Consider the following 25989-nt stretch of genomic DNA (forward strand, 5'->3'; position numbering starts at 1 on the left):
CCTCCGTCGCCTTCACTTCCCCGGAAGGGTGCTCCATGCCGTACTTCGCCGATGCCGCCGAGGTCTACCGATACATCGGCGGGGCCTTCCGCCTCGCCGCCGACCATCCCGAGGCCGGGCCGCGCCTGCGCGCCGTCGGCGCGACTTTGCGCATCGAGTACCGCGACCCGGCCGCCACCCTCACCTTGCGGCTGCGCGCCGAAGGCGTCGAGATCATCGAGGGGCAGAGCGACCTGCCGGCGGACATTCATCTGAGCATGACCGCAGACAACGGCAATCGGTTCTGGCGCGGCGAGTACAACGCCGCCCTCGGCCTCGCCAAGGGGGAGGCCCGCGCCCGCGGACCCATCGCGAAGATCCTCAAGGTGCTGCCCGCCGCCAAGCCCGTCTTCCCCCTCTACCGCGAGCTCATCGCCGCCAAGGAGCAGGCAGGGGAGACGAAATGACGGTCCTTCACTCGACAAACGGCAGCACGACCGTCGGACACTTCCGCATGTTCGTCGGCGGAGAATGGGTCGACACGGACGAACACTTCGAGATCCGCAGCCCGGCCACCGAGGAATTGGTCGCCACCGTCGCCCGCGGTGACGTCGCTCACGCCAACCGGGCCGTCGCCGTCGCCACATCGGTCCACCAGGCAGGCACATGGCGCCTGACTCCGCCCGCCGAGCGCGCCGCGGTGCTGCGCAAGGTCGCCGACCGGTTCGCTGAACGCTCCGTCGAACTCGCCGAGCTGCACGCCCGCGAGATCGGGGCGACGATCCGGCTCGCCGAACCGATGCACTTCGGTGCGGCGCTGCCGCACATGCAGTACCTCGCTGATCTGACGGCCCGCTATGAGTTCGAGCAGGGCGGCCCTCTGGTCGGCCCGGTGCTCGCCTCGGGCCGAGTGCGGCGCGAGGCGATCGGGGTCTGCGCGGCGATCGTGCCGTGGAACATCCCGCTGCCCCTGGCCGTCTGGAAGATCTTCCCGGCGCTCGGCGCGGGCAACACCGTCGTCGTCAAACCGGACGAGAACGCGCCGCTGATGGTGCTCGAACTTGCCCGCGAGTTCGAGGCCGCGGGGCTCCCGCCGGGCACGCTGAACGTCGTCACCGGCGAGGGCGAGAGCGTCGGCGCACGGCTCGCCACGCATCCCGACGTCCGCAAGATAGCCTTCACCGGGTCGACGGAGACGGGGCGCTCCGTGATGCGCGGCGCGGCCGATACCGTCAAGCGGGTCACCCTCGAACTCGGCGGCAAGGGCCCGAACATCGTTCTCGACGACGCCGACCTGGACACCGCCGTCGACGGTGCGCTGTTCGCGTTCCTCGCCCACAGCGGCCAAGGTTGCGAGTCCGGCACCCGGCTGCTGCTGCCACGCTCCCTGCACGACACCTTCGTCGCCCGCATGATCGGCCGCGTCAAGACGCTGCGCATCGGCGACCCCATGGACTACGAAACGGACCTCGGCCCGGTGCATTCGGCAGCCCAGCGCGACCGCATCCTCGCCTACATCGACAGCGCCCGTGCCGAGGGCGCCACCGTCGCGTACGGCGGATCAGTGCCCCAAGGGCCGGAATTCGAGCGGGGGTTCTGGGTCGAGCCGACCATCGTCACCGACGTTCGCCCACACATGCGGATCGCCCGGGAGGAGGTCTTCGGCCCGGTCGTCGCGGTCCTCGCCTACGACACCGACGAGGAAGCCGTCGCCCTCGCCAACGACAGCGAGTACGGGCTGTCCGCCGGGGTGTGGAGCAGCGACGCGCGACGCGCCTTCGACGTCGCCGAGGCTCTCGAATCCGGGATGGTGTGGATCAACGACTGGCATCTGGCACCGCCCGAGTACCCGTTCGGCGGCGTCAAGCAGAGCGGCCTGGGCCGCGAGGGCGGTCCTGGCGCGCTCGACGAGTACACCGAGGCCAAGTTCATCTCGTACGACCTGTCCGGGGGCCTCGACGGAAAGCTGTACAGCCTCGTGCTCGGCACCCCGCCCGACTGACCACCTCTGCTGGTGTCACCGTCCTCGCAGGTGACGACAAGGAGGCACCGCGTGCAAGGCGCCGAAGGGCCCCGGACCCTGCCGGAGGCGTTCCAGCGCACGGCAGCCGTTCGGCCCGATGCTGTGGCGCTGCGCGCGTACGGCAGCGACACGGCGCTGACCTGGGGCGCGTACGCCACGCACGTCCGCCGTATCGCGGGCGGACTCGCCGCGCTGGGCGTGCGGCGCGGCGACACCCTCGCCCTGATGCTCACCAATCGCCCCGAGTTCCATCTGGCGGAGGCGGGCGCCTCCCATCTGGGCGCGACCACGTTCTCCGTCTACAACACCAGCTCCGTGGAGCAGATCGGCCACCTGCTGAACCACGCCGGGGCCCACATCATCGTCACCGAACGGCAGTTCACGGAGCTGGTGAAGGCGGCTGCCGGCTCGGTCAAACACATCCTCGTCGTCGAGGACGGCGACCTGGAGCGGCTGAACCCGCGGCCCGACTTCGACTTCGAGGCGACGTGGCGGGCCGTCGACCCGGACGACGTCCTGTGCCTGATCTACACCTCCGGCACCACCGGCCCGCCCAAGGCCGCCGAGCACACCCACCGCGGCGCGCTCGCCATGGCAGAGGACATCGCCGGCGCCTTCCCGATGCGCGACGACGACGTCGCACTGTCGTACCTGCCGGCCGCCCACGTCGCCGACCGGTTCCTGAACCAGTACTTCGCGATGCTGCACGGCGTGGAGGTCGTCACCCTCGCCGACGCGAGTCGACTGGCTCCCGCGCTGGCCGAGATCAGGCCGACGACGTTCGCCGCCGTCCCCCGAATCTGGGAGAAGCTCCACTTCCGTGTCCAGGGCATGCTGGCCGCCGACCCGCAACTCGCCGCAGCCTTCGCATCGGGCACCGAACCGGCCCTGGCCACGCTGCGCACCCGACTCGGCCTCGACCGGATGCGCTGGGCCCTGTCGGGCGCGTCCTCGATCGCTCACGACTCGTACACGTTCCTGCAACGGCTCGGGGTGCCGGTGAGCGAGGTATGGGGAATGTCGGAGTGCGGCCTCGCGATGGGCGTCCCACCCGAGCAGGCGCGGATCGCGACGGTCGGCAAGCCCTTCCCCAGCGTCGAGACGAAGGTGTCCGACGGCGGTGAGCTGCTGATCCGTACGCCGTTCCGGATGAAGAGCTACCGAGGCGATCCCGAACGCACGGCGACCCTGCTCGACAAGGACGGATGGCTGCACACCGGCGACGTGGCGGCGGTCGACGACGACGGCTACGTACGGATCGTCGGCCGCGTCAAGGAACTGATCATCAACGCGGCCGGCAAGAACATGTCGCCCCTCAACATCGAGAACGCGATCATCAGCACGTCCCCGCTGATCGGCGGCGTGGTGGCGGTCGGCGACGCCCGCCCCTACAACGTCGCCCTCATCGCCCTCGAACCCGCGACGGCCGCGGCGCGTGCGGCGCAGTTCGGCCTGGCCCCGGACCCGGCGCTCCTCGCCGTCGACGAGCGGATCCTGGCGGAGGTACAGGCGGGCGTCGACGCGGGCAACACGCGCCTGTCACGTGTCGAGCAGATCAAACGATTCGCCGTACTGCCCTCGTACTGGCTGCCCGGAGGCGACGAACTCACCCCCACGATGAAGCTCAAGCGGCGCCCGATCCAAGTCAAGTACGCGGCGGAGATAGAAGAGTTGTACGCAGCAGAGCGATAGGAACCAGACCCATCGGCCCGATGGCGCCGACGAACACGCCGACCGGCACGCGCACCTTGGGATGCGATCTGTGCTCTGCGTGCCAGGGCACATCGCCGCTCGAGTTGCCCGCCGGGGTGCCCTGCTGACTCCACGACTTCTGATGACTCCGCGTCCGCCGGGAACGCCGAGCCGACATCTGCGAATCCCTTATCGAATCATCCTGGTGCCTCATCACCCGCCCGCAGCCAGGGACTTTCCGGCTACCAACCTGCTACTCGCCGGCCTTCTGCCACCGAATGGACCCGACACCCTTGCACGACGCTGACCGGCCAACCCACCTGGGCCTGCGGTCAAGTCCCCTGGCGTTGAAGGCATCCGCCACATCGGGTTCAACGCGTTCCTGCCCCGCCCCGCACAGGGCCATCTGAGCTGGCCAGTCGTCGCCTTGCCATAGTGAACTCTCCGCCATTCCAGCCGGTGCTCAGGCTGCCGGCCGACGCCGTGGCCGGGCGCTTCTGGAACCGGGTGCACCCGGGATGTCGCCGGACCGTTTGCTGTGGCCTCGTGGCAGCAGCTGTTGCTACCGCGGGTTTCTGATGTTCGTGCAGAAGTCCCCTCTTTGGCCGGGGATGAGGAGCGACTGGTTGAGGTGTCGTTCACGCTCGTCTTGCCAGACGTTGAGCAGGAGTTGTGGGTCTGTGCCGCTGATCTGCGCGAAGCGGGAGGGGCGGGCCCAACGGCCCGCCCCTCACACATCACTGCTCCGCGCCTTACGGGAGGAGCAGCGAGTACACCCCGAGGAGCAAGGTCATCGTGGCGACGAAGGCACCTCCCCCCATGGCCAACGCGACCAGGAGATTCCCCTTGGCCGCGTAGAACAGGAACGCCGTCGCGAGAGCGACCACGAGGGCAAAAAGGACGGCGATGACAACGAGCATCAGCCGGGTCCTGAAGTTCGGCAACATGCGGGTCTGAACCCATTCCGACTCGCGGCGGTCGAGCCCGGGCCACGGCAGCCTCAGCCCAACCACCTGACGACAGTGGCCGTGAGCTGAGGACCCGCCGACGTTTCAGATCCGCGCGGAGCCGGCCCGCAACTACCCGGCTACCTCCAATTGCTGGTTAGTCGCCTTCTGGTGTGCCGTGGTTTCGAGTGGTTTCGCTCTCCCGGCACGTCGACCCCCGGAGAGCGGAGACCAAGACGGGTTTGCCGTGCCCGCTGCTGGCCTCATGCTCACGTCGCTTGAGCACGCACCTATCGTGGCACGGCCGTCCGCCACGTGCGGGCCCTCTGGCGAAGTCCTATAGACGAACTGCGATTGAGCGACGCGCTGAGGTTCCGTCGGCCGCCGAGACCCTTCACGCCATGGTGTCGATCTTGTTTCGGCAGGCAGTGCGCAGCATGTCCAACTGCGCGACCGCGTCCCGGTACGGCGGGGCGCCGGGGTTGGCGATGGCTTCCGTCACCAAACCCTCCAGCGAGCGCCGGTCTTCCGCAGGAATGACGAAGGTGCCGGACAGATGAAACCCTGTCTCGATCTTGCTGCGGAGCGTCAAGTCCAAGGCATCCCAGGCATCCTCAGCCGCCTCTTGAAGCTTCCTCCGCTCTGTTGTCGCACCATGCGACAGCCTGTCCAGGCACCGCTCCAACTGCTTCGCGTTGCGGGCCAGCTGTGTCCCGAGCTTCCGTACCCGGACGAAGACCTTCAGCAACGCGGTACCCAGCCCCACGACCACGCCCAGAGAGACGCCGACGACGACCGGCTCGAAGCGCTCGGGGACCGGCAGGCTGCGGATGACACAGAGGACGAGACCGACAGTGCCACAGACCATCGAGAACACGTGAAACGCTGCCGCCCAGGTGAGTCGCCCAGCCAGCCGCTCGAAGGCAAATGACGTGGGCTCAGGCGCGCCACTGAGCACATGGAATACCCACAACCCGGCGAGGGCCAAGCCAGCCGCCACAGGATCACCAGGTAGCTCCACGGCAGCCAGAATCGTGATTCCTCCGAGCAGCAGCAGGTACACGACCATCGGCACGAAGGTGATCACCCGGTGCCAGCGCTCGGAACGCATCACGAACCACGGCTTGACGACCCAGTACGCGCCTCCCACCAGAGGGCCGGACAGGAGCGACAAGGGGTACGCCGCGGAAAAGCCTGCTGCCGTCATGAGGATTACGCCTGCGGCGGCGCAGGCGGCCCCGATCCACATCCGCCGGCGGAGCCAGCGGGCCTCAGCTGCGGGGGAGGGGACGGACCCAGCTGCCACGGAAGAGCCTCCTCGCATTGGCCGGCGCCCTTTCAGCGGGCGCCGTCGGCCTTTTGAGGAAAGCACCAGCCACTGACAAACAGCGCTGGCTGCCCGGTAACAGCGAAAATCTGAGGCTGTTTCCCGTCAGGTTGTCCTCCGCAGACAAATGCCACGTCAAGTGCCTTACCGCGCAGCTGCATTGAGCTTCCGTATCCAGACGCACCTGCACCCGTAATCCGGCGTCTTCGGTGTCCATCTCGCCGATAACCTCCCCCTCCGAGGGGCCGCCCCTCAGACACCCCACCAACGGAAGGTGCATTCCATGCGTAAGTTCAGGCGTGTTCTCGTCTCCGCGGCCGTCGTCACGGTGGCGGCGACGGGACCGATCGCTCTCGGTGCGTCCGCGGCGAATGCGGCCCAGCCCGCCACGGTCTCCGCCACCGCCACGACCTCCTCCTGCAACGCGCAGGAGCTGCGGGACAAGGGGAACGAGTACAAGCGTCTGGCCGATGAGGCCGGGCACCAGGCACAGGACGCGGCCGCACGTGGCGACATGCAGAAGGCCGCCGAATACCAGCGGCAGGCACAGAGCTACGCCGACCAGGCGCAGCAGTACTTCGAGCAGGCGGCACGCTGCCAGGGCTGACGGGCGAACGCCCCGCGGGTCCGCCACCACCTGCGGGCCCGATGCGGCGGTCCGGGGACCTCCCCGGGCCGCCGTTTCCGTGTGCGGGCCGGGCGGGTGCGCCGTGTCCGGTGCAGTTGGAGGTTGCGCCGCCCGGTCGTTGATGCGGTGGCCGTTCGCCTTGGCCCACGCCCTGATCGCTGCGGTGTCCTCACCGCTGGATGCTGCGGTGGACCGGGGCTTGCGGGCCTTCCCGGATTTCCGGCCGGCCATAGTGCCATAGTGAAGGGCCTCGGGATCGGACCCGCGTCCGGCCATGAAGCGCAGAACGCTCCGACGCAGTTGCAGCACCTGGATCTGGACGTCCATGGCGTCGGCGTGCGCCGCGGCGACTTGTGCCACCGAGAGCTCGCGGTCCAGTACCCGTTGGATCGTGGCCAGGTCCATGCTCAGCTCACGCAGTGTGCGCAGGAGTTCCAGACGGAGCAGTGCGTCGAGGTCGTAGAGCCGATAACCGTCGGGACTTCGGGTGGTCGGCGCCACCACCCCGCATCGGAGTAGAACCGGATGGTCCGCACGGGCAAGCCGGTCCGCCGGGAAAGCTCCCCGATCGAGTAGAGGGTGGTCACGTCCATGTCCCACACTCTGCTGTCTCCAGCCACTGCAGACTCAAGGCTATTTCCCAGCCGATCCCGGCCGAGACGCCCTCCGGGTTGCTGAGCACGCGTCACATGGATGCGGCTGACCGCCAGGACGACGGGCACGCCGTGCACACGAGATGCGGCCGGGGCGGAATCCGCCCTGCGGGCCGCGGGCGTCGCGGCTGCCGGCTCTCACCGGGCGCGCCCTGCCAGGTTCTGCCGCGGACACAGCCCGGACCGGCCGTCCGCCGTGCCTTGTCCCGCTGCCTCCTCGCCGGGCCCCACGTGCTCACCCGCGCCCCAACCCACCGGGTCCTGGGTCTTCGCGGCATCGTGATCGCCGCGCCCGGGGCCGGACTTCACGGCGGTGGCGCGTGGCTGTGCCGTAACGGCGGTCAGCCCGGACGGTACGAGGGTGACATGTCTGATCCGCGGCCGTTCCGACTCCGGATCCACGGCGGTCAGGTCCATCCGGTCCAGGACCTCGCGGATGATCACGCGCATTTCCAGGAGGGCGAGTTGGGCACCCACGCAGTAGTGACGGCCGCCGCCGAAGGGCATCCACGACTTGGCTGCCGCGGTGGCGCCGTCGCCGAGGAACCGTTCGGGACGGAACTCGTGGGGCTCGGGGAAGGCGACCGGGTCGTGGTGGATGAGAGGGATGGACGGGCCGACGGCCCAGCCGGCAGGCACCTCATGGCCGCCGAGTTCGAGCGGAGCGTCCAGCAGGCGGAGCGTCGCGTACACGACGGGACGGATGCGCAGTCCCTCCTTGATGACCGCGTCCAGGTAGGTTTCCTGGCCGTTGTCGAGTTCGGCACGGAGCGTGCGGAGCACGTGCGGAGTGCGGAGCAGCCGCTCGAACGTCCAGGCCAGACCCGACGCGGTGGTTTCGTGGCCGGCTTCGAGCATGGTGATCAGCTCGTCCCGCAGCTCCTGGTCGGTCATCGGCCGGCCGTGGTCGTCCCGGGCCGCCAGCAGCCGTGACAGCACGTCGGTGGCGTCCTGACGCGACTCGGCGCGGCGCCGGACGATCTCGGCGTACAGAAGTTCGTCGACGGCGTCGCGGGCGGCGAGGAAGCGGGTGGTGGGCAGGAAGGGGATCCGCCGGAGCAGCCGGCGGCCGAGGATGCGGTCTCGTGCGGCCCTGGGCATCAGCATGAGTGCGTAAGGGCCGCAGGGATTGGCGAGCGTCGGCAGAAGCGGGCGCAGACGGTCCAGTTGTTCGGAGTCGGTGATGCCGAACACCAGCCGCATGATCACTTCCAGGCTGATCTCCTGCATACGCTCCCACAGGGGAAACGGCCGGCCCACCGGCCACCGGCTGATGTTCTCCGCCGTGATCCTGCCGATCTCGTCGCGGTATCCGGAAACCGCCTTGGGGCGCAGCGGGGGCGCGAGCAGTTTGCGGTGCCGCTGCCAGGGCTCGTGGTCGAGGCTCAGTAGCGAGTGCTCGCCGACCACCGGGGCCAGGAAGTCACGCCGCGCTTCGCCGGCCCGGCCGTCGCCGGTGTAGATGCCCTCGGCGAGTTCGGCGGTTCCGACGAATACCTCCTTCGCCGGACTGAACCAGCCGATCCGGAAAACCGGGGCGCGGAACACCGTGCCATACCGGCGCCGACGACTCTCGAAGAACCGCATAGGGCCACGGACGAATCGGATGACCTGGAAAGGGCTGGGCACCCTGGAACCGGGAGGAAGCAGGGACATCGGATCTCCATGTATGCATGTTCGCCGAATGACGGATGTACAGATGACAGCCCGCCAGGACTGGGTGACTGCACCCGTCCCCGGACGTACCGTGCGTCAGGAGACCTTCAGACGTCCACGCCCCTGGATGTGGTCGAGACCGCCCCGCAGGCACTGCGTCACGTCGTTGGTCGGCACTGCGCTACCGGACACGGTGTGCCGCGCCATGGAGCCCGACGCGACGCGGCCGCTGAGGAAGCGGTCCAGCGGCGTGTATCCGCCGGTGCCCCCGGCCGGTGTGATGACGGACCGCCCGACGACCCGCCCGCTGCGGTTCGCCCCCGCGTACCAGGTGACGGTGGCCGAACCCCGAACTCCGGTCACCTTGGAGCAGGTTGCCGTTCCGCTTCCCCGCAAGGACAGCTTTCCCGACCTGATTCGCGGCTGCCGGCCGTTGGGAGAGGTGCACGCGTCCAGCAGCACGGTGCCACGGGCGGAGATGCGCCTCGACGTGGTGGAGACGCGGGGCGAGAAGGCAATCCGCCCCGGGGCGGCCACCTTCAGGGAGCAGGAGAGGGTGACTCCCGTGCTCCGGGAGGCCGGTGCGGCTTCCCGTCCCGTCGGCTGAGCGTGCCCGGGGGAGGCGCCCACTGTCAGCAGGGCGCCGATCGTCAGAGCCACGGCCATGCTGCGAGCGCTCCGCCGGGACGGAACTGCTTTCTGCGCCGGGGTATTACTGCGGATATCGGCCACGTCGTTCATGCCCGGTCCTCATTTCCTTTGTGACGAGGGCCCGTCGGGCCGCTCCTGGCCGCGCACCCTACTAAACGGTTCTCGCTTTTGCGGATTTATCTGCCCTCAAGTCATTCGCTTGGTCTACCGTTTCCGTTTGGTGTGAAAACGGATTCCCGGGAGAATCGGATTCCCAGGGAAAGGAATTCGCCCATGCGATGGAGACTCCCGGCGCTGCCGGTCAACTGGGCTGTGCGCCGCCCCTGGTGGGTGCTGGCCGCGGCGCTGGGAGCGGGGTTGCTGCTGGCGTTCGCCGCCGCGGGCACGAGCACGCGCCTTTCCAACGGCGGCTACATCGCGAGCGGCACCGAGGCGGCACGGGCCGAGACCGTCCTGCAGCAGCGATTCGGCGCGGGCATCCCGGACGTGGTGCTCCACGTCAGGTCCGCCAGGCCCGCCGAGAGCCCGGAAGTGGCGCGCGCCGGGAGGGACTTCGCGCAGCGGGTGGCACGGCAGCCGGGAGTGGGCCGGGTCCTCTCGTACTGGACGACCGGGGATCCCCAACTGCTCGGTGACAAAGGGCGCGCCGCCCTCGTCACCATCGACCTGCACGGGGACGAGAACGACGCCGCCCGGCGCGCCGGTTCGCTGGTGCCCCGGCTCACCGGCAGGCAGGGACCGCTGGAGGTGACGGCCACCGGCTCGGCATGGGTCATGAACCAGGCCACCGAGCTGAGCCGGCAGGAGCTGCTCCGGGCCGAACTCATCGGCGTCCCCCCTGGCGGTGCTGGTGCTGCTCTTCGCCTTCGGCTCCCTGACCGCCGCGCTGCTGCCGGCCGTGGTGGGCGGGCTGGCCGTGGCCGGCACCTTCGTCGTACTGCGGCTGGTGGCCCACGTCGTGCCGGTGTCGGCGTTGGCATCGAACATCACCACCGCGCTCGGATTCGGCCTGGCCGTCGACTACGGCCTCTTCGTCGTCACCCGCTACCGGGAAGAACTCGCCGACGGCGCCCTTCTCGCGGAAGCGGTCTCCCGGACCATGCGCACGGCCGGACGGACCGTCGTCTACTCCGCCGTCACGGTGGCGGTCTGTCTGAGCACGCTCCTGCTCTTTCCGCTCGGGTTCCTGCATTCGCTGGCCGTCGCGGGTATCAGCGTGGCGGTCATCGCGGCGCTGGTCACCGTGTTGCTGCTGCCCGTTCTGCTGTCGGTCATCGGCACCCGTATCGACCGCGGCGACGTGTTCTCGCCGCTGCGCCGCCGCTGGAACGTTCGTTGCGCGGGCCGCACGCTGTGGCATCGGACGGCCTCGCTGGCGACCGGGCGGCCGGTGCTCGTCGGCGGCAGCGCCCTGCTCCTCCTGCTGACCTTGGCCCTGCCCTTCACCCACGTACGCTTCGGCGTCACCGATGAACGGGTGCTCCCGGAGTGGGCCGAGTCGCACGCGACCGCCACCAGGATCGCGCGGGAATTCCCCCTTCCGTGGAACCGGACCATGACCGTCCTGCTGCCCGACATCGACGCGGTGGACCGGCAGGACGCACTGGACACCTACGCCCGCAAGATCTCGGCGCTCCCGGGCGTGCGGGAGGTGTCGGCGGCCGGCGGCCGGTACGCGCGGGGCCGGCAGGCCGCCGGCCCCACCATGGGGTCGCTGCGGTACATCACGCAGGGCGCCACGTGGCTGGAGGTCACCGGCAGCGGTTCCCCGGCCGATGACGAGCGCGTGGTGGAGAGTCTGCGCACGCTGCCGTCGCCGGGAGGCCACCGTCTCGTCGCCGGCCGGCCGGCGAGAGTGCTGGACACCAAGAACGCGGTGCTGCGCGTCGTGCCCTGGGCGTGGGGCATCGTCATCGGCAGCGTCCTGCTCCTGTTCTTCCTCTTCACCGGCTCGGTGCTCATCCCGGTCAAAGCGGTCCTCTTGGGAGGGCTGAGCCTGACGGCGAGCTTCGGAGCCATGGTCCATGTGTTCCAGGACGGACACCTGCGGAACGTGCTGGGACACTTCGCCGTCACGGGAGAGTTGGAGACCTCCATGCCGGTGCTGGTGTTCGGCGCCGCCTTCGCCCTGTCCGTGGACTACGAGCTGTTCCTGGTCTCCCGCATCCAGGAGGAGTACCGAAGATCGGGCGATCACCGGGCCTCCGTGATCAAGGGCGTCGCGCACACCGGACGAACGGTCACAGCCGCTGCGGCCGTGCTGGCTTCCGCGCTGTTTCCCCTGGTCACATCCGGCATCACCCTGCTCAAGCTGGTCGGTTGTGGTCTGGCCCTGGCCGTCCTCGTCGACGCGACGATCGTCAGGGGCCTGCTCGTGCCGGCCTTCATGCAGCTGACCGGCCACGCCAACTGGTGGGCACCCCGCCCCCTCGCCCTGCTCCGCCGTCGGCCGAACAGCGGCCGGCGGACGCAACGGCCGCACCACTCCGACGTCGTCCTGCCGTCCCCCGGAGAAGGCCCGGCCACCGGCACGGACCCTTACGAAAAAGAGGTACTTGGTGAGCACCGCTGATCTCGATCGTCGTCTCGCCCGTGACCCCGTCGCGATCGTGGGGATGTCCGCTCTCTTCCCTCAGGCGACGGGCCTGGGGGAGTTCTGGGACAACATCGTGGCGGGCCGGGACTGCATCGACGAGGTGCCGCCGAAATGGTGGGATCCCGCCGACCACTACGACCCCGACCCCTTCGCCGCCGACCGGACCTACGCACGGCGCGGCGGATTCCTGTCGCCGACGCTCTTCGACCCGCGCGAGTTCGGCATGCCGCCGAGGACCCTGGACTCCGTCGGGCTCGTCCAGCTCCTGAGCCTGCTCGTCGCACGGGAGACACTGGCCGACGCCGGGTGCGACGGGGCCTCCTGGTACGACCCGGCGCGCACCGGCGTGGTGCTCGGCGTCTGCGGCAGCAACTCCACCCTCGTCCCGCTCGCCGCCCGGCTGATGATCCCGACGAGCACGAGGATCCTCCGGGACCTCGGCACGCCCGATGAGGACGTGCAGCGCTTCACCCGGACGTACCTGGAAGCGCTGCCGCAGTGGACCGAGGACTCCTTCCCCGGCATCCTGGGCAACGTGGTCTCCGGACGGATCGCCAACCGGATGAACCTGGGAGCCGCCAACCACACCGTGGACGCGGCCTGCGCCAGTTCCCTGGCGGCGGTACGGACAGCCGTGGACGAACTGCTCTGCCGCCGCGCCGACTTGATGCTCACCGGTGGCTGCGACGCGGACAACTCGATCGTGGCATTCATGTGCTTCAGCCAGACGCCCGCCCTGTCGCTGAGCGGCCACGTCCGCCCCTTCGACGCCGCGGCCGACGGCACCCTCATCGGCGAAGGCGTCGGCATGCTGGCACTCAAGCGCCTGGCGGACGCCGAACGGGACGAGGACCGCATCTACGCGGTCCTGCGCGGGCTGGGAAGTTCCAGCGACGGCCGGGCCAAGAGCATCTACGCCCCGTCCGCCGAAGGCCAGTTGTCCGCACTGACGCGCGCCTACGAGGACGCCGACTGCTCCCCGCGGTCGGTGGAGCTGATCGAGGCCCACGGCACCGGCACCCCCACCGGCGACGAGGTCGAACTCGCCGCGCTGGACACGTTCCTGGCCGTTCCCGGGCAGAGCCGTCAGGTCGCCGTCGGCAGCATCAAGTCGCAGATCGGCCACACCAAGGCGGCCGCCGGCGCGGCCGGCCTGATCAAGGCGGCGCTGGCACTCCACCACCGGGTGCTCCCGCCCACCCTGCACGTCGAGGACCCCACAGGACCGGCGGGCCGCCCCGACAGCGCCGTGTACGTCAACACCGTCTCCCGGCCCTGGGTGCGCGACCCCGCTCGCCCGATCCGGCGCGCCGGGGTATCGGCCTTCGGTTTCGGAGGGGTCAACTACCACGCCGTCCTGGAGGAGCACCCGTCCGGCGCAGGCCCGCGGCAGGTCCTGCACCGCTCCCCCCGGGCCTGCCTGTGGCACGCCGCCGAACCAGCGGAACTGCTGGCGCGGCTGCGGCGCGGCGATACCCCCGACGAAGGCCCTGTCCCGGCAGGCCACGCGCGGCTGGGATTCATCGCCACGGATGACGAGCACCACGCGAGGCTCCTGTCCCTCGCCACGCAGTACCTGGACACTCTTCCCCCGCGGGGAGAGCCGGCCCCGCACGGCATCCACTACCGCCGCGAGGCGCTGCCGGCCGGTGCCAAGGTGGCCGCGCTGTTCGCCGGACAGGGCAGCCAGTACGTGAACATGGGGCAGTCGGCGCTGATCGCCCTGCCCCCGGTCCGGGCGGCCTTCGACCGGGCCAACGCCCTCTCCCCTGCCGCTGACACGCTCGCCCGGACGGTGTTCCCGCCCCCCGGGCCCGACGACGGCCGTGCCGACGAGCGCCTGCGCCGCACCGACTACGCACAACCGGCGGTCGGAGCCCTGGCATCAGGCCAGTACGCCTTCCTCAAGGAACTGGGCCTGGCCCCCGCCGGCGTCCTGGGACACAGCTTCGGAGAGGTCACGGCCCTGTGGGCCGCCGGCATCCTGGACGACGACGCCTTCACCGAGCTCGCACGGGCCAGAGGGGAGGCGATGCGTCCCGCCGCCCACAGCGGCGATCCGGGCGCCATGGCCGCCGTCAGCCTGCCGCGCGACGACCTCTCGCGCCTGCTCGCCGACCATCCCGGGCTGACCGTGTGCAACGACAACGCCCCCGACGAGCAGGTGGTCGGCGGCCCTGCCGCCGCCGTGGACCGCTTCGTGCGAGCCTGCCGGAACGCATCCGTCACCGCCCGGCCGCTGCCGGTCGCCGCCGCGTTCCACACCCCCTTCGTCGAGCACGCCGTTGAGCCTTTCCACAAGGCATGCGACAGCACGCCCTTCGCACCTCCGTCCCTCCCCGTCTACGCCAACACCCCCGGCGCCGCCTACGGTTTTGATCCCGACGCGAACCGCCGCGTGCTGGCCGCGCAACTGCGGCACCCCGTCGGCTTCGCCGCGCGCCTGGAGGAGATGTACGCCGACGGCTTCCGCGTGTTCGTCGAGTTCGGCCCCCGGCAGGTACTGACCCACCTCGTCAACCGCACCCTCACCGGGGACGACGTCGAGACGGTCCCGTGCGACGCGGGCGCACCGGCGGACAGTGCGGCAACGCTCAAGGAAGCGGCCCTGCGCCTGGCGGTGTTGGGAATGCCGGTCACCGGCATCAACCGCTACGACAGCCCGCCGGCCCCGCCGCGCACCGCCCCCTCGTCGGTCGCCCGGCTGCTGGAAGGCCCCATGTTCGCGGCGGAAGCCCGGCGCCCCGCCTACGAGCAGTGCATCGCCGACATGGAGCAGAACGCGCCGGCCGATGACACCACCCGACCCCCTGCGGACGTCACCCACCTCACCCCGGGCGCCGCCGCCCTCTCCCGGGCCGCCACCGACCACCTGGCCGCGCACACCCGTTTCCTGCACCAGCAGACGGACACCACCAAGGAACTCACCTCGCTGCTGCGTGCCCGTACGGCCGGCAGCCAGGCCGACCAGGCGCTCGTCGACGCCGTCTCGGCGATCGCCGACCACGGCCGGGCCCTGAGTGAGGCGCACACCCAAGCGTCCGCGGCTGTCACGGAGTTGCTGCGCGAGCCGGACGACCGTCCCGTCCCCGGGGACGAGCCCTACGCGCCCGCCCAGGCGGCGCCCGCGGACACGGCCGGCCCCGACACCCCCACCACCGCCCCGCACGGCGTCGTGCCGCCCCAGGGCCGCTCCGCGCTCGCGCAGCTCCTGGCCGGTGAGGACGACCGCCAGGACCGCGCGGGCGGCGGGATCGCGGGGTTGTCCATCGAAGAGATCACCGAGACGTGCCGGGGCATCGTGGCGGAGAAGACCGGCTACGACCTCGACATGCTCGAACCCGACATGTCCATCCAGGAGGACCTGGGCATCGATTCCCTCAAACAGGTCGAGATCGGCGCGGAACTGTGGCGCCTGTATCCGTCGATCAAACGTGAGGACCTCTTCCGGTTCACCGAGGCACGCACCATCGGCGAGATGAGCGCGATGTTCGTGGAGACGCTCACCAGCGCCCGCTCCTCCCTCCGCCACTCCGGCGCCATCGAACTGCGGCGCGCCTTCGTCGCCCTGCGGGACCTGCCCGCCGTGGACGAACGGACGAGCGCCTACGCGGAGCGGCCGTGCGCGCTGGTACTGGACGACGGCGGTGAGCTCGCCGCCGCACTCGGCGACGCGCTGCACGCACGCGGCTGGCGCACCCGGCGCCTGCTCCTGCCCGGTGTCCCCAGCGGTGACGACGGCGGCGCCAGGACGCTGGAGGACTGGACGGAGGGCGCGTTGGACGCGGCCCTCACCGGTCTCCTGGCCGAGACCTCCCGGCTGGACCTGTGCCTGCTGCCGGTGAGCCGGTCCCACCACGACCGCGCCGACGAGATCGTCGAGCGGCTGCGGCACGCCGTCCTCGTCGCCAAGCACGCCCAGACACCCCTACAAGAGGCCGCCCGCGACGGGGCCAGGGCTGCCTTCGTCACGGTGACCCGGCTCGACGGCGCCCACGGGTACGCCGGCGCGGACGCGGACCCGACCGCCGCGCTCGCCGGCGGCCTCTCCGGCCTCGTCAAGACGGCGGCGCTGGAGATGTCCCCCGTCTTCTGCCGCGCGCTGGACTACGCACCGCACCTGCCGCTCGACTCCGTCGCCGATACGTTCCTCGCCGAACTCCACGACGTGGCCACCGACCTGCGCGAAGTCGCCTGGGACGGCGAGCGGCGGCGCACGCCTCGGCTGTCGGACACCGCGGACCGGCTGCTGCCCGCCCCGCCGGACGCCGCGGACCTCACCGACAGCGATCTGCTGCTGGTCACCGGCGGGGCTCAGGGCATCACCGCCTGGTGCGTCACCGCGCTCGCCGATGAGCACCGCTGCGGCTACGTCCTGCTCGGCCGGACTCCGGCGGCGGAAGAACCGGCGTGGGCCCAGGACTTGGAGAGCGAGGAGGAACTGCGCGCCGCGCTGGAGGCGCGGGCGGTGGACGAAGGGGAAGACCCCCGGACACCCGCGACACGGGCCGACATCGTCCATCAGGTCCGGCAGGTGACCGGCCTGCGGGCGATCCGCGCCACCCTGCGGGAGCTGGGCGACCGCGGCATCGAGGCCCACTACGTGGCGGCGGACGTGCGCGACGCCGGGGCCGTGGCCGCCGCGGTGGCCCCCTACGCGGACCGGATCACCGGTGTCGTCCACGGCGCGGGCGTCCTCGGTGACCGCCCCCTGAGCCAGATGGACGGCGAGACGATCGCCCCCGTCGTCGACACCAAGGTGTCCGGCCTCCACCACGTCCTCGCCGCACTCGACACCGACCGGCTCCGGCACCTGGTCGTCTTCTCCTCCGTGAGCGGCATCTGGGGCAACGTCCGCCAGAGCGACTACGCGCTCGCGAACGAGGCGGTCAACCGGTACGCCTGCGCCTTCAAGACAGCCCACCCGAACTGCCGCGTCACCCCGCTCGCCTGGGGGCCGTGGGAGGGCGGCATGGCCGGCGCCATGCACCAGCTCTTCGCCCAGCACGGTGTACCGGTGCTCTCCCGGGACGCCGGCCGCACCCACTTCCGCGAGCAGCTGCGGCGGGACCACAGCGAGCAGGGAGTCACTCTCATCGGCCCCACGTCGCCGTGGCTGCACGTGGAGAGTCCGCTGCCGACCGGGGGGCTGACCGCGACGCGGACGCTGGACGGGCTCGACGGTGAGCCCATGCTGAGCGACCACCGCGTCGGAGGCAATCCGCTGCTGCCCATGACGGCCGCGATCGGCTGGGCTCTGCACACCGCCGAGCGGGCGCAGGGCGGACTCCGGCCCGTCGTCGAATGCCACGACTTCCGGATGCACCGCGGTGTGTACTTCGACGGCAACCAGCCGCGGCGGATGGACCTGCGGCTGGAGCCGGACCCCGAAAGGAACGGGGCGAGAATGACCGCGCACCGTGCCGACGGCCGCGCCGCGACCCTCCACTTCGCAGGGTTCCTCAGCTTCGCCGAGCGGGACGAGCCCGCTCCCCGCCTGGAGCTGCCACCGATGGAGGTCACCGGCGGCCTCCACTCCGCCTACGACCGGGGGCCCCTCTTCCACGGCCCGTCACTGGCCGGGCTCCGCGCGCCGGGGGAGAGGAACGAAGGGCGCCTGGTCGTCGCCGCACGCCTCGTCGACCCCGTACTGGCTCACGGAGCCTATGCCGGCCAGTTGTTCAGCCCGGGGCTGGCCGACCTCCTGCTGCAGGCCGCCGGCCTGGCGTGGTGCACGTCCCCGGACGACTTCTGCGGGCCGGTGAGCGTGGAGAAGATCGAACTGTTCGACACGCTCCCCGACGGCGAGCAGTTCGTCATCGTGGCGGAAGCCAGACAAGTGGGAGCGGTGGACGTGTACTGCACCGCCACCGCGTGCGACAGAACGGGAACCGTCCTGCAGAGATGGAGCGGGGTCAGAATGGTGCGCATCACCGAGGAGGAAGCGGTCAGCCTGCTCAACGCGGCCTCCACCACGCGGGTGGACACCCATGGCTGAGTTCACGGACACGGGCGATGACCACGACGTCCTCTCCTTCAACGGGCTGCCGCTGTACCACGTCCCCACCGGAAAGACACCGACGGAAGAGGAAGGCCCCCCGGCCGCGCCCCCCACTCCCGTTCCCCGGGCACGCGCCCACCCGACCGCGCCCGCCGCCGCCGACGACGACCCGGGCACACTGGCCCGGCGCACGGCCCGGCAGCTCCAGCAGGCGCACGACGCGGTCCTCGACGCGCATCGGGCCGTCAGCCTCTGGCAGCAACGGAATATCGCGCACCTCGCCGTCCCGGAACATCCCGCAGGGCAGCTCCCGCCCCCGGCCCCGCCCGCCCCGCCGCTGCCGGCCTCCCGCCGCGGTGTGGTGTGGTCCCTTCTGGGCACCGCGTTCGCCGCCCTGCCGCCCACCGGGCGGTGCCGGTACGACGTGACGTGGCACACCGTGGTCACCACCGTCCCCGACGGCCTCCGTACCGACACCGTTCCCGGCGCGCCCACCTGCCGTCTCCACGACGGCGACCGGCTCCTCGCCACCGTCACCGCATGCGCGCAAGCCCCGGGAGAACCCGAGGACGACCGTTCCGCTGCCCGCTACCGGCCGGACTTCCGCCCCCTGGCACGCACCCCGGTGAGCACGCTCTCCGCCGCCGACCTCGACGCCATGGCCTCCGGTGACGCGGCCGCCGTGCTGGGCAACGGCCACGACCAGTCCCACCTCCCGCCGGAACTGCGCCTTGAGCCATGGCCCGACCGCCTGGTGGAGGAAGTCCGTGCCATCGACCCGACGGGAGGGCCCCACGGTCAGGGACTGCTGACCGCCACCCTCCGCCCGGCCGGTCCCGACGGCCCCGTGGCCGCCCACCTGCTGGCCGCCGCCTGCGAAGCACTACGTGCCCAGGCCCTCCACCGGGGTATGCACCTGTGCCTGCCCACCGCGCGCACGGTCCCGGCGCCGGGAGCGACGGTGGGCGTCGAGATCGCGGACCCCGACGCCCTCCGCGGCACACCGACGCAGCTGACGCTCGTCGTGCGCGAACTCGGCATGTCACCACGCCCGTTCCTCACCGCCGACTGCGTCGTCACCGCGCCGGACCGCCGCGGGGTGGCCCGGCTGAACGGACTGTCCCTCGCCGTCTACGGGCATCCGCACGACCACGCCATGCTGCGCCTCGGACAGCCACCGGTCCGCCTGGCGTCCACCGCGGAGCCCGCCTTCGTCAACGAACTGCACATGGCCCGCATCGCCGACGGGGACCTCGGCCAGTCACTGTCCGTCGTCAACGGGCCACCGGTACGGTCAATGGTCCGGCCGCGGCTGCCTCGGGGCGATCTCCTGATGGTGGACCGCTGCGTGACGGTCGAGCACGGCGACCGCGTCACGGGCGCCGGCACCCGCGCGGACACCGAGTACGACATGCCGGGCGACCCCTGGTACATCCGGGAGGCCGGCGGCGATGAGCTTCCCCAACTGGCCCTCATGGAAATGGCGTTGCAGCCCACAGGACTGGTCGCGGCCGTCCTCGGCCTGGCCACGAAATACCCCGACGAGCCTTTCGTCTGCCGCAACCTCGAAGGACGGGCCCGGCTCTCGCGCCGCACCGATCCCCGCGGCGCCACCGTAGGGCAGCGGGTGCGGCTGCGCTCCGCAACGGACCATCCCGGGGCGCTGATGCACCGCTACGACTTCGAACTCCACGCGGACGGGCAGCCGTTCTACACCGGTGAGACCGTGCACGGCTACTTCACGGAGGACGTACTCGCCCGCCAGCAGGGCCTGGATCACGGACACCACCGGGCTCCGTGGCTGGAGCTGCAGGACACCGCGCCCGCCGACGCCCTCCGCTTCGACGCGCGCGAGGAACCGCGCCTGGGGCGGGGGCGGCTGGCCCTGCTGGAGGACACGATCGTGGTGCCGAAGGGGGGCACACACGGCAAGGGGTATGTCCTGTGCACCAAGCCTGTCCGCGCCGACGACTGGTTCTTCGACCACCACTTCCTGCACGACCCCGTCATGCCCGGCTCGACCGGGGTACAGCTGCTCTACCAAGCGGTCCAGGCGCTGGCCCTGCGCACCGGCCTCACCGACCACCTGCCCGGCGCGCGCTTCCGCGCGGCGGTCGGCGAGGAGCTGCGCTGGTCCTACCGCGGCCAGATCCTGCGCGAGCACCAGCGGGTACGCGGCGAGATCCACCTGAGCGAGGTCCAGCGGGAACGCGATCAGGTGTTCCTCCGCGCCGACGGCAGCGTATGGCGCGACGACCTGCGCATCTACCACGTCCAGAATATCGCGGTGGTGGCCGCTGCCCCGGCCGCCGAGGAGGTGCGGCCATGAACCTGTGCCACGACCCGGACGGCATCCGCGCGGTGCTGTCCGCACTCGACCGGCCCTGTTACGTCACCCGTTCCGGCCACCGCGTCGGCGTCACCGCACAGGCACCGGCCCCTGGCGACACCGTGCTCGCAGCCGTCGGTCCGCTGCCGCCCGACCGGCTCGGCTCCGCGGCCTTCCGCGACCACCACGGGGTCCGCGCGGCCTACATGGCAGGCGCCATGGCCGGCGGCATCGCCGGCACCGAGCTGGTCACCGCCATGGCACGGGCCGGGTATCTGGCCGCGTTCGGCTCGGCCGGTCTGCCAGGGCCCCGGCTGGACGAGGCCCTGCGCACGCTCGCGCACCGGCTCGGTGACGCCCCCTACGCCTGCAACCTGATCCATTCACCGATGGCCCCGCACGCCGAACGCGCCTGCGTCGACCTGTGCCTGCGCCACGGCGTGCGCTGCGTGGAGGCATCCGCCTTCCTCACCCTCACACCCGATCTCGTGCGCTACCGCGCGAGCGGCCTGCGCCCCGGTCCTGCGGGCGGCGTGCTGGTTCACCACCGGGTCATCGCCAAGGTCTCCAGGCCCCAGGTCGCAGAACTCTTCCTGCGCCCCGCCCCCGAACCACTGCTCACCGAGCTGGTCGCCCGCCGCGAGATCACCGCCGAACAGGCCCGGCTGGCCCGCGCCGTCCCCATGGCCGACGACCTCACGGTGGAAGCCGACTCCGGCGGGCACACCGACCGCCGCCCGCTGACCGTCCTGCTGCCCGCCATCACCCGGCTCCGCGACCGGATCGCCCGCGAGACGTCCGCGCACCGCCCCCCGCGGCCGCCGGTGCGCGTCGGGGCGGCCGGTTCCCTCGGCACCCCGCACGCCGTCGCGGCGGCCTTCGCCCTGGGCGCCGACTACGTCGTCACCGGCTCCGTCAACCAGGCCGCCGTCGAGGCCGCCACCTCACCGGCCGTCAAAAGCCTGCTGGCCGACGCAGGTCTCGCCGACTGCACCATGGCGCCCGCGGCAGACATGTTCGAACAGGGCATCACCGTCCAGGTCCTGAACCGCGGCACCCTCTTCCCCGGCCGCGCCGGCCGCCTGTACCGGCTCTACCGCGACTACGGCAGCCTGGAGGAGCTGCCGGCCAAGGAGCGGCGCTCGCTTGAGGAACGCATCTTCGGACGGCCGCTGGACGAGGTGTGGGCGGACACGCGCGACTACCTCGCCGCTCACCACGCCGACCGGCTCCCGCGCGCCGAGCGGGACGCGAAGCACCGCATGGCCCTGACGTTCCGCTGGTACTTGGCCATGGCCTCCCGATGGGCCGTGGCCGGCGACACGGCACGCTCCGGCGACTGGCAGATCTGGTGCGGTCCTGCCATGGGCGCCTTCAACGCGTGGGCCGCCGGCAGCACGTTGGAACCCGTCGAGAACCGGCACGTCACCGCCATCGCGGAGCACCTGTTGCGCGGAGCCGCCCACCTCACCCGGGTACACCACTTGCGCACCGGCGGGACGCAACTCCCCGCGTCCTGCGCCGACTACCGACCGCCCCGCCTCTCACCGGCCGCACGTTCCGCCCGGCGCGACGCCCCCGGGCCCGCCGCACCACCCCTGCGGATCCCGGGTCCGCACCGGGCGGCGGAGCTCGGCGTCACCGGTCGCACGTCACCGGGGACCACCTGAAAGGACATCCATGTCCGCGCACCTCGCCCCTGACTACGCAGGCGCGTCCAACGAAGCGATCCAGCACCACTACGACCTCTCCAACGACTTCTACGCGCTGTGGCTGGACCCCTCCATGACCTATTCCTGCGCTCTGTGGGAAGAGGGGGACAGCCTGGAGGAAGCCCAGGCACGCAAGATCGACCACCACATCGCCGAGTCGAGGGCCGACTGCGCGGCCCGCGTGCTGGACATCGGCTGCGGCTGGGGCAGCACCCTGCGACGCCTGGTGCGTACCCATGGAACCGAGCACGCCGTAGGACTCACCCTCAGCCGGCAGCAGGGCGCCCTGGCCCGGACCCGGACCTGGCCCGACTGTGACATCCGGCTGGAGAACTGGGCCGACCACCAGCCGGACGAACCCTACGACTCCCTCATCTGCATCGGGGCGTTCGAGCACTTCGCCCAATTCCGGCTCACCCAGCGGGAGAAGATCGCCGCCTACCGGACCTTCTTCACCCGCTGCCACTCCTGGCTGCGCCCAGGAGGGCGGCTCTCCCTGCAGACCATCACCCTGGAGCAGATCCCCGACCACCCGGATCTGCTTCTCGACCTGACCTTCATCGCCCGGACCATTTTCCCCGAGTCCCAACTCCCCGCCCTCGCGGACATTCACGAGGCGAGCGCCGACGTCCTGTCCCTCGTCCGCACCCGCGAGGACGGCGGCGACTACGCCCGGACCTGCCGATGCTGGCTGGACCGGCTCCTCGCCGCACGTACCCGGGCGAGTGCGCTCGTCGGGGAAACGGCGACCCAGAACTACGAACGGTACCTTCGCGCCTCGGCACGGGTCTTCGAGCAGGGCCACGCCCAACTTCTGCGGCTCACCTTCGAACGCCCCCTCACCGACAGCGCCGGGAACACGCCGCGGGGCTGAGCCTGTCCGGTGGGTCCGTGACGGGTCGGCGGCCACCTGACCCGAGAAGCGGGGCCGACGGACGATGCCGCCGGCAGCGGGAGGGGCCTGGGCCCGGTTGCTGACCTTGTTGCAGGCGAGGGTTGATGCGGCGGGGCTCATCGCATGGGAGGTGAGCGTCGACTCGACGGTCTACCGGGCTCGTCAGCACGCGGCCGGTGCCCGGCGGGGTGGGGCCGGGCAGAAAGAGCCGCCGGGTGGTGTGGTCCCCGAGCCCGACGATCACGGGCTGGGCCGGTCGCGGGGCGGGTTCAGCACGAAGATCCATCTGTCCTGTGAGCAGGGACAGAAGCCGTTGTCCCTCCTGGTGACAGCTGGTCAGCGAGGCGACAGCCCGCAGTTCGTGCCAGTGCTCGAAGCGATCCAGGTGCCCCGGGGCGGCGCTGGTCGCCCCAGACGTACTCCGCTTCGGGCGAGGGCCGACAGGGCGTACTCATCGCGCGCCAATCGCGCATACCTGCGCAGGCGTGGGATCCGCTGCACGATCGCCGAGCCGGCCGACCAGATCCGCAATCGCGAGCGCCGGGGCCGCTCCGGTGGCCGACCGCCGGCCTTCGACCGGCAGGACTACAAAGCCCGCCACGCGGTGGAGTGCGGCATCGGCCGCCTCAAGCAGTACCGGGCTGTCGCCACGCGGTACGAGAAGTTGGCCGCCGTTTCGAGGCGACGGTCCAGGTCGCGGCGATGTATCAGTGGCTCTGATCTGGAAGCGTCCGACCCTCGGGGCGCGTTCAGTATCACCGATGGAACCGCCCTGCGTTACGTCGGCACCGTCTGCCCGGAGCGCACCGCGCAGCTACCCAGACAGACGGAGTAGCGAGGGCCGAGCTCTGGAGCGCGAGGGTGTGGGTGTCGGCCTGGGAATGCCGGAAGGTCTCGGGGTTCACCTGCGCCCGGTGATCTCATCGCGCTCCGTAGGCCGGCGAGGTCGGGGCGTTACTTCTCGATCGCGATGTCGGCGAAGCTGATGACGAATGCGTCGGGGGCGTCGTCCTCGTCCAGGTGGTAGCTGGCGCTGGCCCAGGCGTCAGTGAGGCGGACGCGGCGGGATGCGGGATGCGGGATCTGCGGGGTCGCCGACGATGAGGACGACGTCCTGGTGGGTGTCGGTGTTCTCGACATCCTCGACCCAGTTGGTGGTGGCCGGGTGGCGGCTGTCGCCGCGGGTGAGGACCACGTTGCTCCACAGGGGCACGGGAGCCTTGGCGTTGGCGGTGAGAAAGGAGTCGATGTCGAGTGCGGTGCCGGTGATGGTGAGCTTGGTGACGGAATCGCGCGTTTCGGCCTGGTTGTTGCCGAGTCGAGGTGGTACGTGGGCATGCCCGGGTCTCCTGGTGGCGTCGGCGGGTCAGGGTCAGTACAGCTCGGGCGAGGTGCGGACAGGCATCCGGACCTTGAAGACGGTGCCGTTGTCCAGGAAGAAGACGACGCGGGCGTTGTCGCCCGGGGTGATCAGGTGGGTTCGGCTTCTCCAACATGATGTGGTAGCTGCCGGGAACGATTGAGAACTCACCCTTGGTGGGAACGGCGACCCCATCGACCTTGACCATCTTCGAGCTCTCGCTGTCGACGACGGTCTGGTAGATCGAAATGTTCTTGTAGTCAGGACTCACGATCTTGGTGACCTTGATGTCCTTGTCGGCGGAGTTCTTCAGGCCGATGTAGCCGGCGGCGGGCAACGCGTCGGGCGCGATGTACTACCGCACGAACCTCACGGTGCGGCAGCTCGCGCCGCTGTTCGGGATCTCCCCGGCGGCGGTTGGCCGGATCATCAACCGGCACAGCCCCTGGCTGGCCCTTCAGCCCGTGCGCCGACGTCCGAAGCGGGATGAGGTCCTGATCGCGGACGGCACGCTCGTGCCCACCCGCGACCGCACCCTCGAAGAACTACCGCTACTCGACAAACCTGCAGGTGGTCATCCAGGCGGACACCCGTTTGGTGTTCACCATCGGGCAGCCGTTGCCGGGTAACCGCAACGACTGCACCGCCTTTGGTGACTCCGGAGCCGCGGTCGATTGCGGGAAGGCCCTGGTGGTCGCGGACGGCGGCTACCGGGGCACACGCGCGATCATTCCCCATCGCCGCGACCCTGGGCAGCACGCGCTTCCTGCATGGAAGGGAGAACACAACGCCTCCCACCGCCGGGTACGCGCCCGTGTCGAGCACGTCTTCGCCCGGATGAAGAACTGGAAGATCCTTCGCGACTGCCGACTCAAGGGGGCGGCGTCTTCTGGGCCACGAGCGGGGTCGCACGCATGCACAACCTTGCTATGGCCGACTGACGCTTCAGTCACGACCAGCAGGCCGGCACGACGACCCCTTCATCAGCTCACCCGAGACCCTGCTCCCACATCTCGCGCTCAAGGTCCTTGATTGCCCTCGGTGGCCGATAACGCCTGACTTCCATCCGGCCTCCCTTGATGGGCTGGGCGATCACCCATCCCATGTGGCGTACAGCTCTACGGACTTGATTGCGCTCGGAGCCGCTGGCCGTCGCGAAGATGACCGACTCGCTGTGATCCAGCGTTGACTCGATCGACCTGACCAAGCCGTCCACGTCCACGTAGTCCGGAGGGACTGCACCTTCATTCGACATGCCTCCAGCGTGGCATCACCGCTCGCTCTCCAGTTACCGGCCGCCATGGCCGTCAGTTAGCGAGACAGCCTTTAGGATGCGGGCTGCGCCAGGGGAAGTCTTCGGTCTGAGCCCGGACGACATTGGCTGTGCCCGCGGTGTGCTCCACGTCCGCCGGCAGGTTCAGAGCTTCCGCGGCAAGCTGTACTTCACGCTCCCGAAGGGGAGGAAGACACGTGTCGTTGACATGCCGCTATCGGTAGCCGAAGAGCTGAAGAGTCACATCAAGAAGTATCCGCCGGTGGA

15 protein-coding genes and 3 pseudogenes are annotated in these 25989 nt (G+C 70.5%); 11 read left to right on the top strand and 7 right to left on the bottom strand.

Going from position 1 to position 25989, the window contains the following annotated elements; genetic code table 11:
- Positions 1-35: 35 nt before the first annotated feature.
- Genes ACIBK8_RS08045 through ACIBK8_RS08055 form a run of 3 tightly spaced genes read left to right on the top strand, consistent with a single transcriptional unit; the run spans position 36 to position 3694 of the window.
- Positions 36-446, top strand: a complete 411-nt coding sequence (locus ACIBK8_RS08045) for an SCP2 sterol-binding domain-containing protein (protein WP_399040806.1) — start codon at positions 36-38, stop codon at positions 444-446.
- On the top strand, positions 443-1981 hold the full coding sequence (locus tag ACIBK8_RS08050; RefSeq protein WP_399040807.1) for an aldehyde dehydrogenase family protein: 1539 nt from the start codon (positions 443-445) through the stop codon (positions 1979-1981). The genes ACIBK8_RS08045 and ACIBK8_RS08050 overlap by 4 nt, the downstream gene beginning before the upstream one ends.
- A 51-nt stretch (positions 1982-2032) precedes the next feature.
- Positions 2033-3694 carry an AMP-binding protein gene (locus ACIBK8_RS08055; protein ID WP_399040808.1) on the top strand — a complete coding sequence of 554 codons (1662 nt, stop codon included), beginning with the start codon at positions 2033-2035 and terminating at the stop codon, positions 3692-3694.
- A gap of 752 nt (positions 3695-4446) precedes the next feature.
- Here the strand turns inward: ACIBK8_RS08055 and ACIBK8_RS08060 are convergent.
- On the bottom strand, positions 4447-4614 hold the full coding sequence (locus ACIBK8_RS08060) for a hypothetical protein (RefSeq protein WP_399040810.1): 168 nt from the start codon (positions 4612-4614) through the stop codon (positions 4447-4449).
- Positions 4615-5035: 421 nt separating this feature from the next.
- Positions 5036-5848 (bottom strand): hypothetical protein, encoded by an 813-nt coding sequence (locus ACIBK8_RS08065; RefSeq protein WP_399040811.1) that lies wholly within the window; start codon positions 5846-5848, stop codon positions 5036-5038.
- A gap of 403 nt (positions 5849-6251) precedes the next feature.
- Between ACIBK8_RS08065 and ACIBK8_RS08070 the strand changes: the two genes are divergently transcribed.
- Entirely contained in the window at positions 6252-6575 is a 324-nt protein-coding gene (locus ACIBK8_RS08070) for a hypothetical protein (protein WP_399041232.1), read from the top strand.
- A gap of 264 nt (positions 6576-6839) precedes the next feature.
- Here ACIBK8_RS08070 and ACIBK8_RS08075 read toward each other — a convergent pair.
- The 3 genes and pseudogenes from ACIBK8_RS08075 to ACIBK8_RS08085 form a co-directional block, all read right to left on the bottom strand.
- Positions 6840-7189 (bottom strand): annotated as a pseudogene (locus ACIBK8_RS08075) (MerR family transcriptional regulator); the annotation flags it as partial.
- 198 nt (positions 7190-7387) lie between these two features.
- Entirely contained in the window at positions 7388-8905 is a 1518-nt protein-coding gene (locus ACIBK8_RS08080) for a cytochrome P450 (RefSeq protein ID WP_399040812.1), read from the bottom strand.
- 96 nt (positions 8906-9001) lie between these two features.
- On the bottom strand, positions 9002-9571 hold the full coding sequence (locus tag ACIBK8_RS08085; protein WP_399040813.1) for a hypothetical protein: 570 nt from the start codon (positions 9569-9571) through the stop codon (positions 9002-9004).
- Positions 9572-10400: 829 nt separating this feature from the next.
- On the opposite strand from ACIBK8_RS08085, the gene ACIBK8_RS08090 reads away from it, so the two are divergent.
- From ACIBK8_RS08090 to ACIBK8_RS08115, 6 genes are all read left to right on the top strand, one after another.
- Positions 10401-12128, top strand: a complete 1728-nt coding sequence (locus tag ACIBK8_RS08090) for an MMPL family transporter (protein ID WP_399040814.1) — start codon at positions 10401-10403, stop codon at positions 12126-12128.
- Positions 12115-18150 (top strand): SDR family NAD(P)-dependent oxidoreductase, encoded by a 6036-nt coding sequence (locus tag ACIBK8_RS08095; RefSeq protein WP_399040815.1) that lies wholly within the window; start codon positions 12115-12117, stop codon positions 18148-18150. Before ACIBK8_RS08090 ends, ACIBK8_RS08095 begins: the two co-directional genes overlap by 14 nt.
- The gene (locus ACIBK8_RS08100) at positions 18143-20482 is read left to right on the top strand and encodes a 3-hydroxyacyl-ACP dehydratase (RefSeq protein WP_399040816.1); all 2340 of its coding nucleotides are present in this window, start codon (positions 18143-18145) and stop codon (positions 20480-20482) included. The genes ACIBK8_RS08095 and ACIBK8_RS08100 overlap by 8 nt, the downstream gene beginning before the upstream one ends.
- The gene (locus ACIBK8_RS08105; protein ID WP_399040817.1) at positions 20479-22152 is read left to right on the top strand and encodes a PfaD family polyunsaturated fatty acid/polyketide biosynthesis protein; all 1674 of its coding nucleotides are present in this window, start codon (positions 20479-20481) and stop codon (positions 22150-22152) included. Before ACIBK8_RS08100 ends, ACIBK8_RS08105 begins: the two co-directional genes overlap by 4 nt.
- A gap of 10 nt (positions 22153-22162) precedes the next feature.
- On the top strand, positions 22163-23068 hold the full coding sequence (locus tag ACIBK8_RS08110; RefSeq protein ID WP_399040818.1) for a class I SAM-dependent methyltransferase: 906 nt from the start codon (positions 22163-22165) through the stop codon (positions 23066-23068).
- 64 nt (positions 23069-23132) lie between these two features.
- Positions 23133-23924 (top strand): IS5 family transposase, encoded by a 792-nt coding sequence (locus tag ACIBK8_RS08115; RefSeq protein WP_399040819.1) that lies wholly within the window; start codon positions 23133-23135, stop codon positions 23922-23924.
- Between the two features lie 119 nt (positions 23925-24043).
- Here ACIBK8_RS08115 and ACIBK8_RS08120 read toward each other — a convergent pair whose 3' ends face one another.
- Both ACIBK8_RS08120 and ACIBK8_RS08125 read right to left on the bottom strand, forming a co-directional pair.
- A complete protein-coding gene (locus ACIBK8_RS08120; protein WP_399041233.1) occupies positions 24044-24229 on the bottom strand; it encodes a hypothetical protein in 186 nt (61 codons plus the stop codon).
- A gap of 320 nt (positions 24230-24549) precedes the next feature.
- A pseudogene (locus tag ACIBK8_RS08125) lies at positions 24550-24786 on the bottom strand (copper chaperone PCu(A)C); the annotation flags it as partial.
- Between the two features lie 10 nt (positions 24787-24796).
- On the opposite strand from ACIBK8_RS08125, the pseudogene ACIBK8_RS08130 reads away from it, so the two are divergent.
- Positions 24797-25390, top strand: a pseudogene (locus ACIBK8_RS08130) (transposase); the annotation flags it as partial.
- Positions 25391-25989: the final 599 nt, after the last annotated feature.

Origin of the sequence: Streptomyces sp. NPDC050161 (genome assembly GCF_044460025.1) — a bacterium.
Lineage (GTDB): Bacteria > Actinomycetota > Actinomycetes > Streptomycetales > Streptomycetaceae > Streptomyces.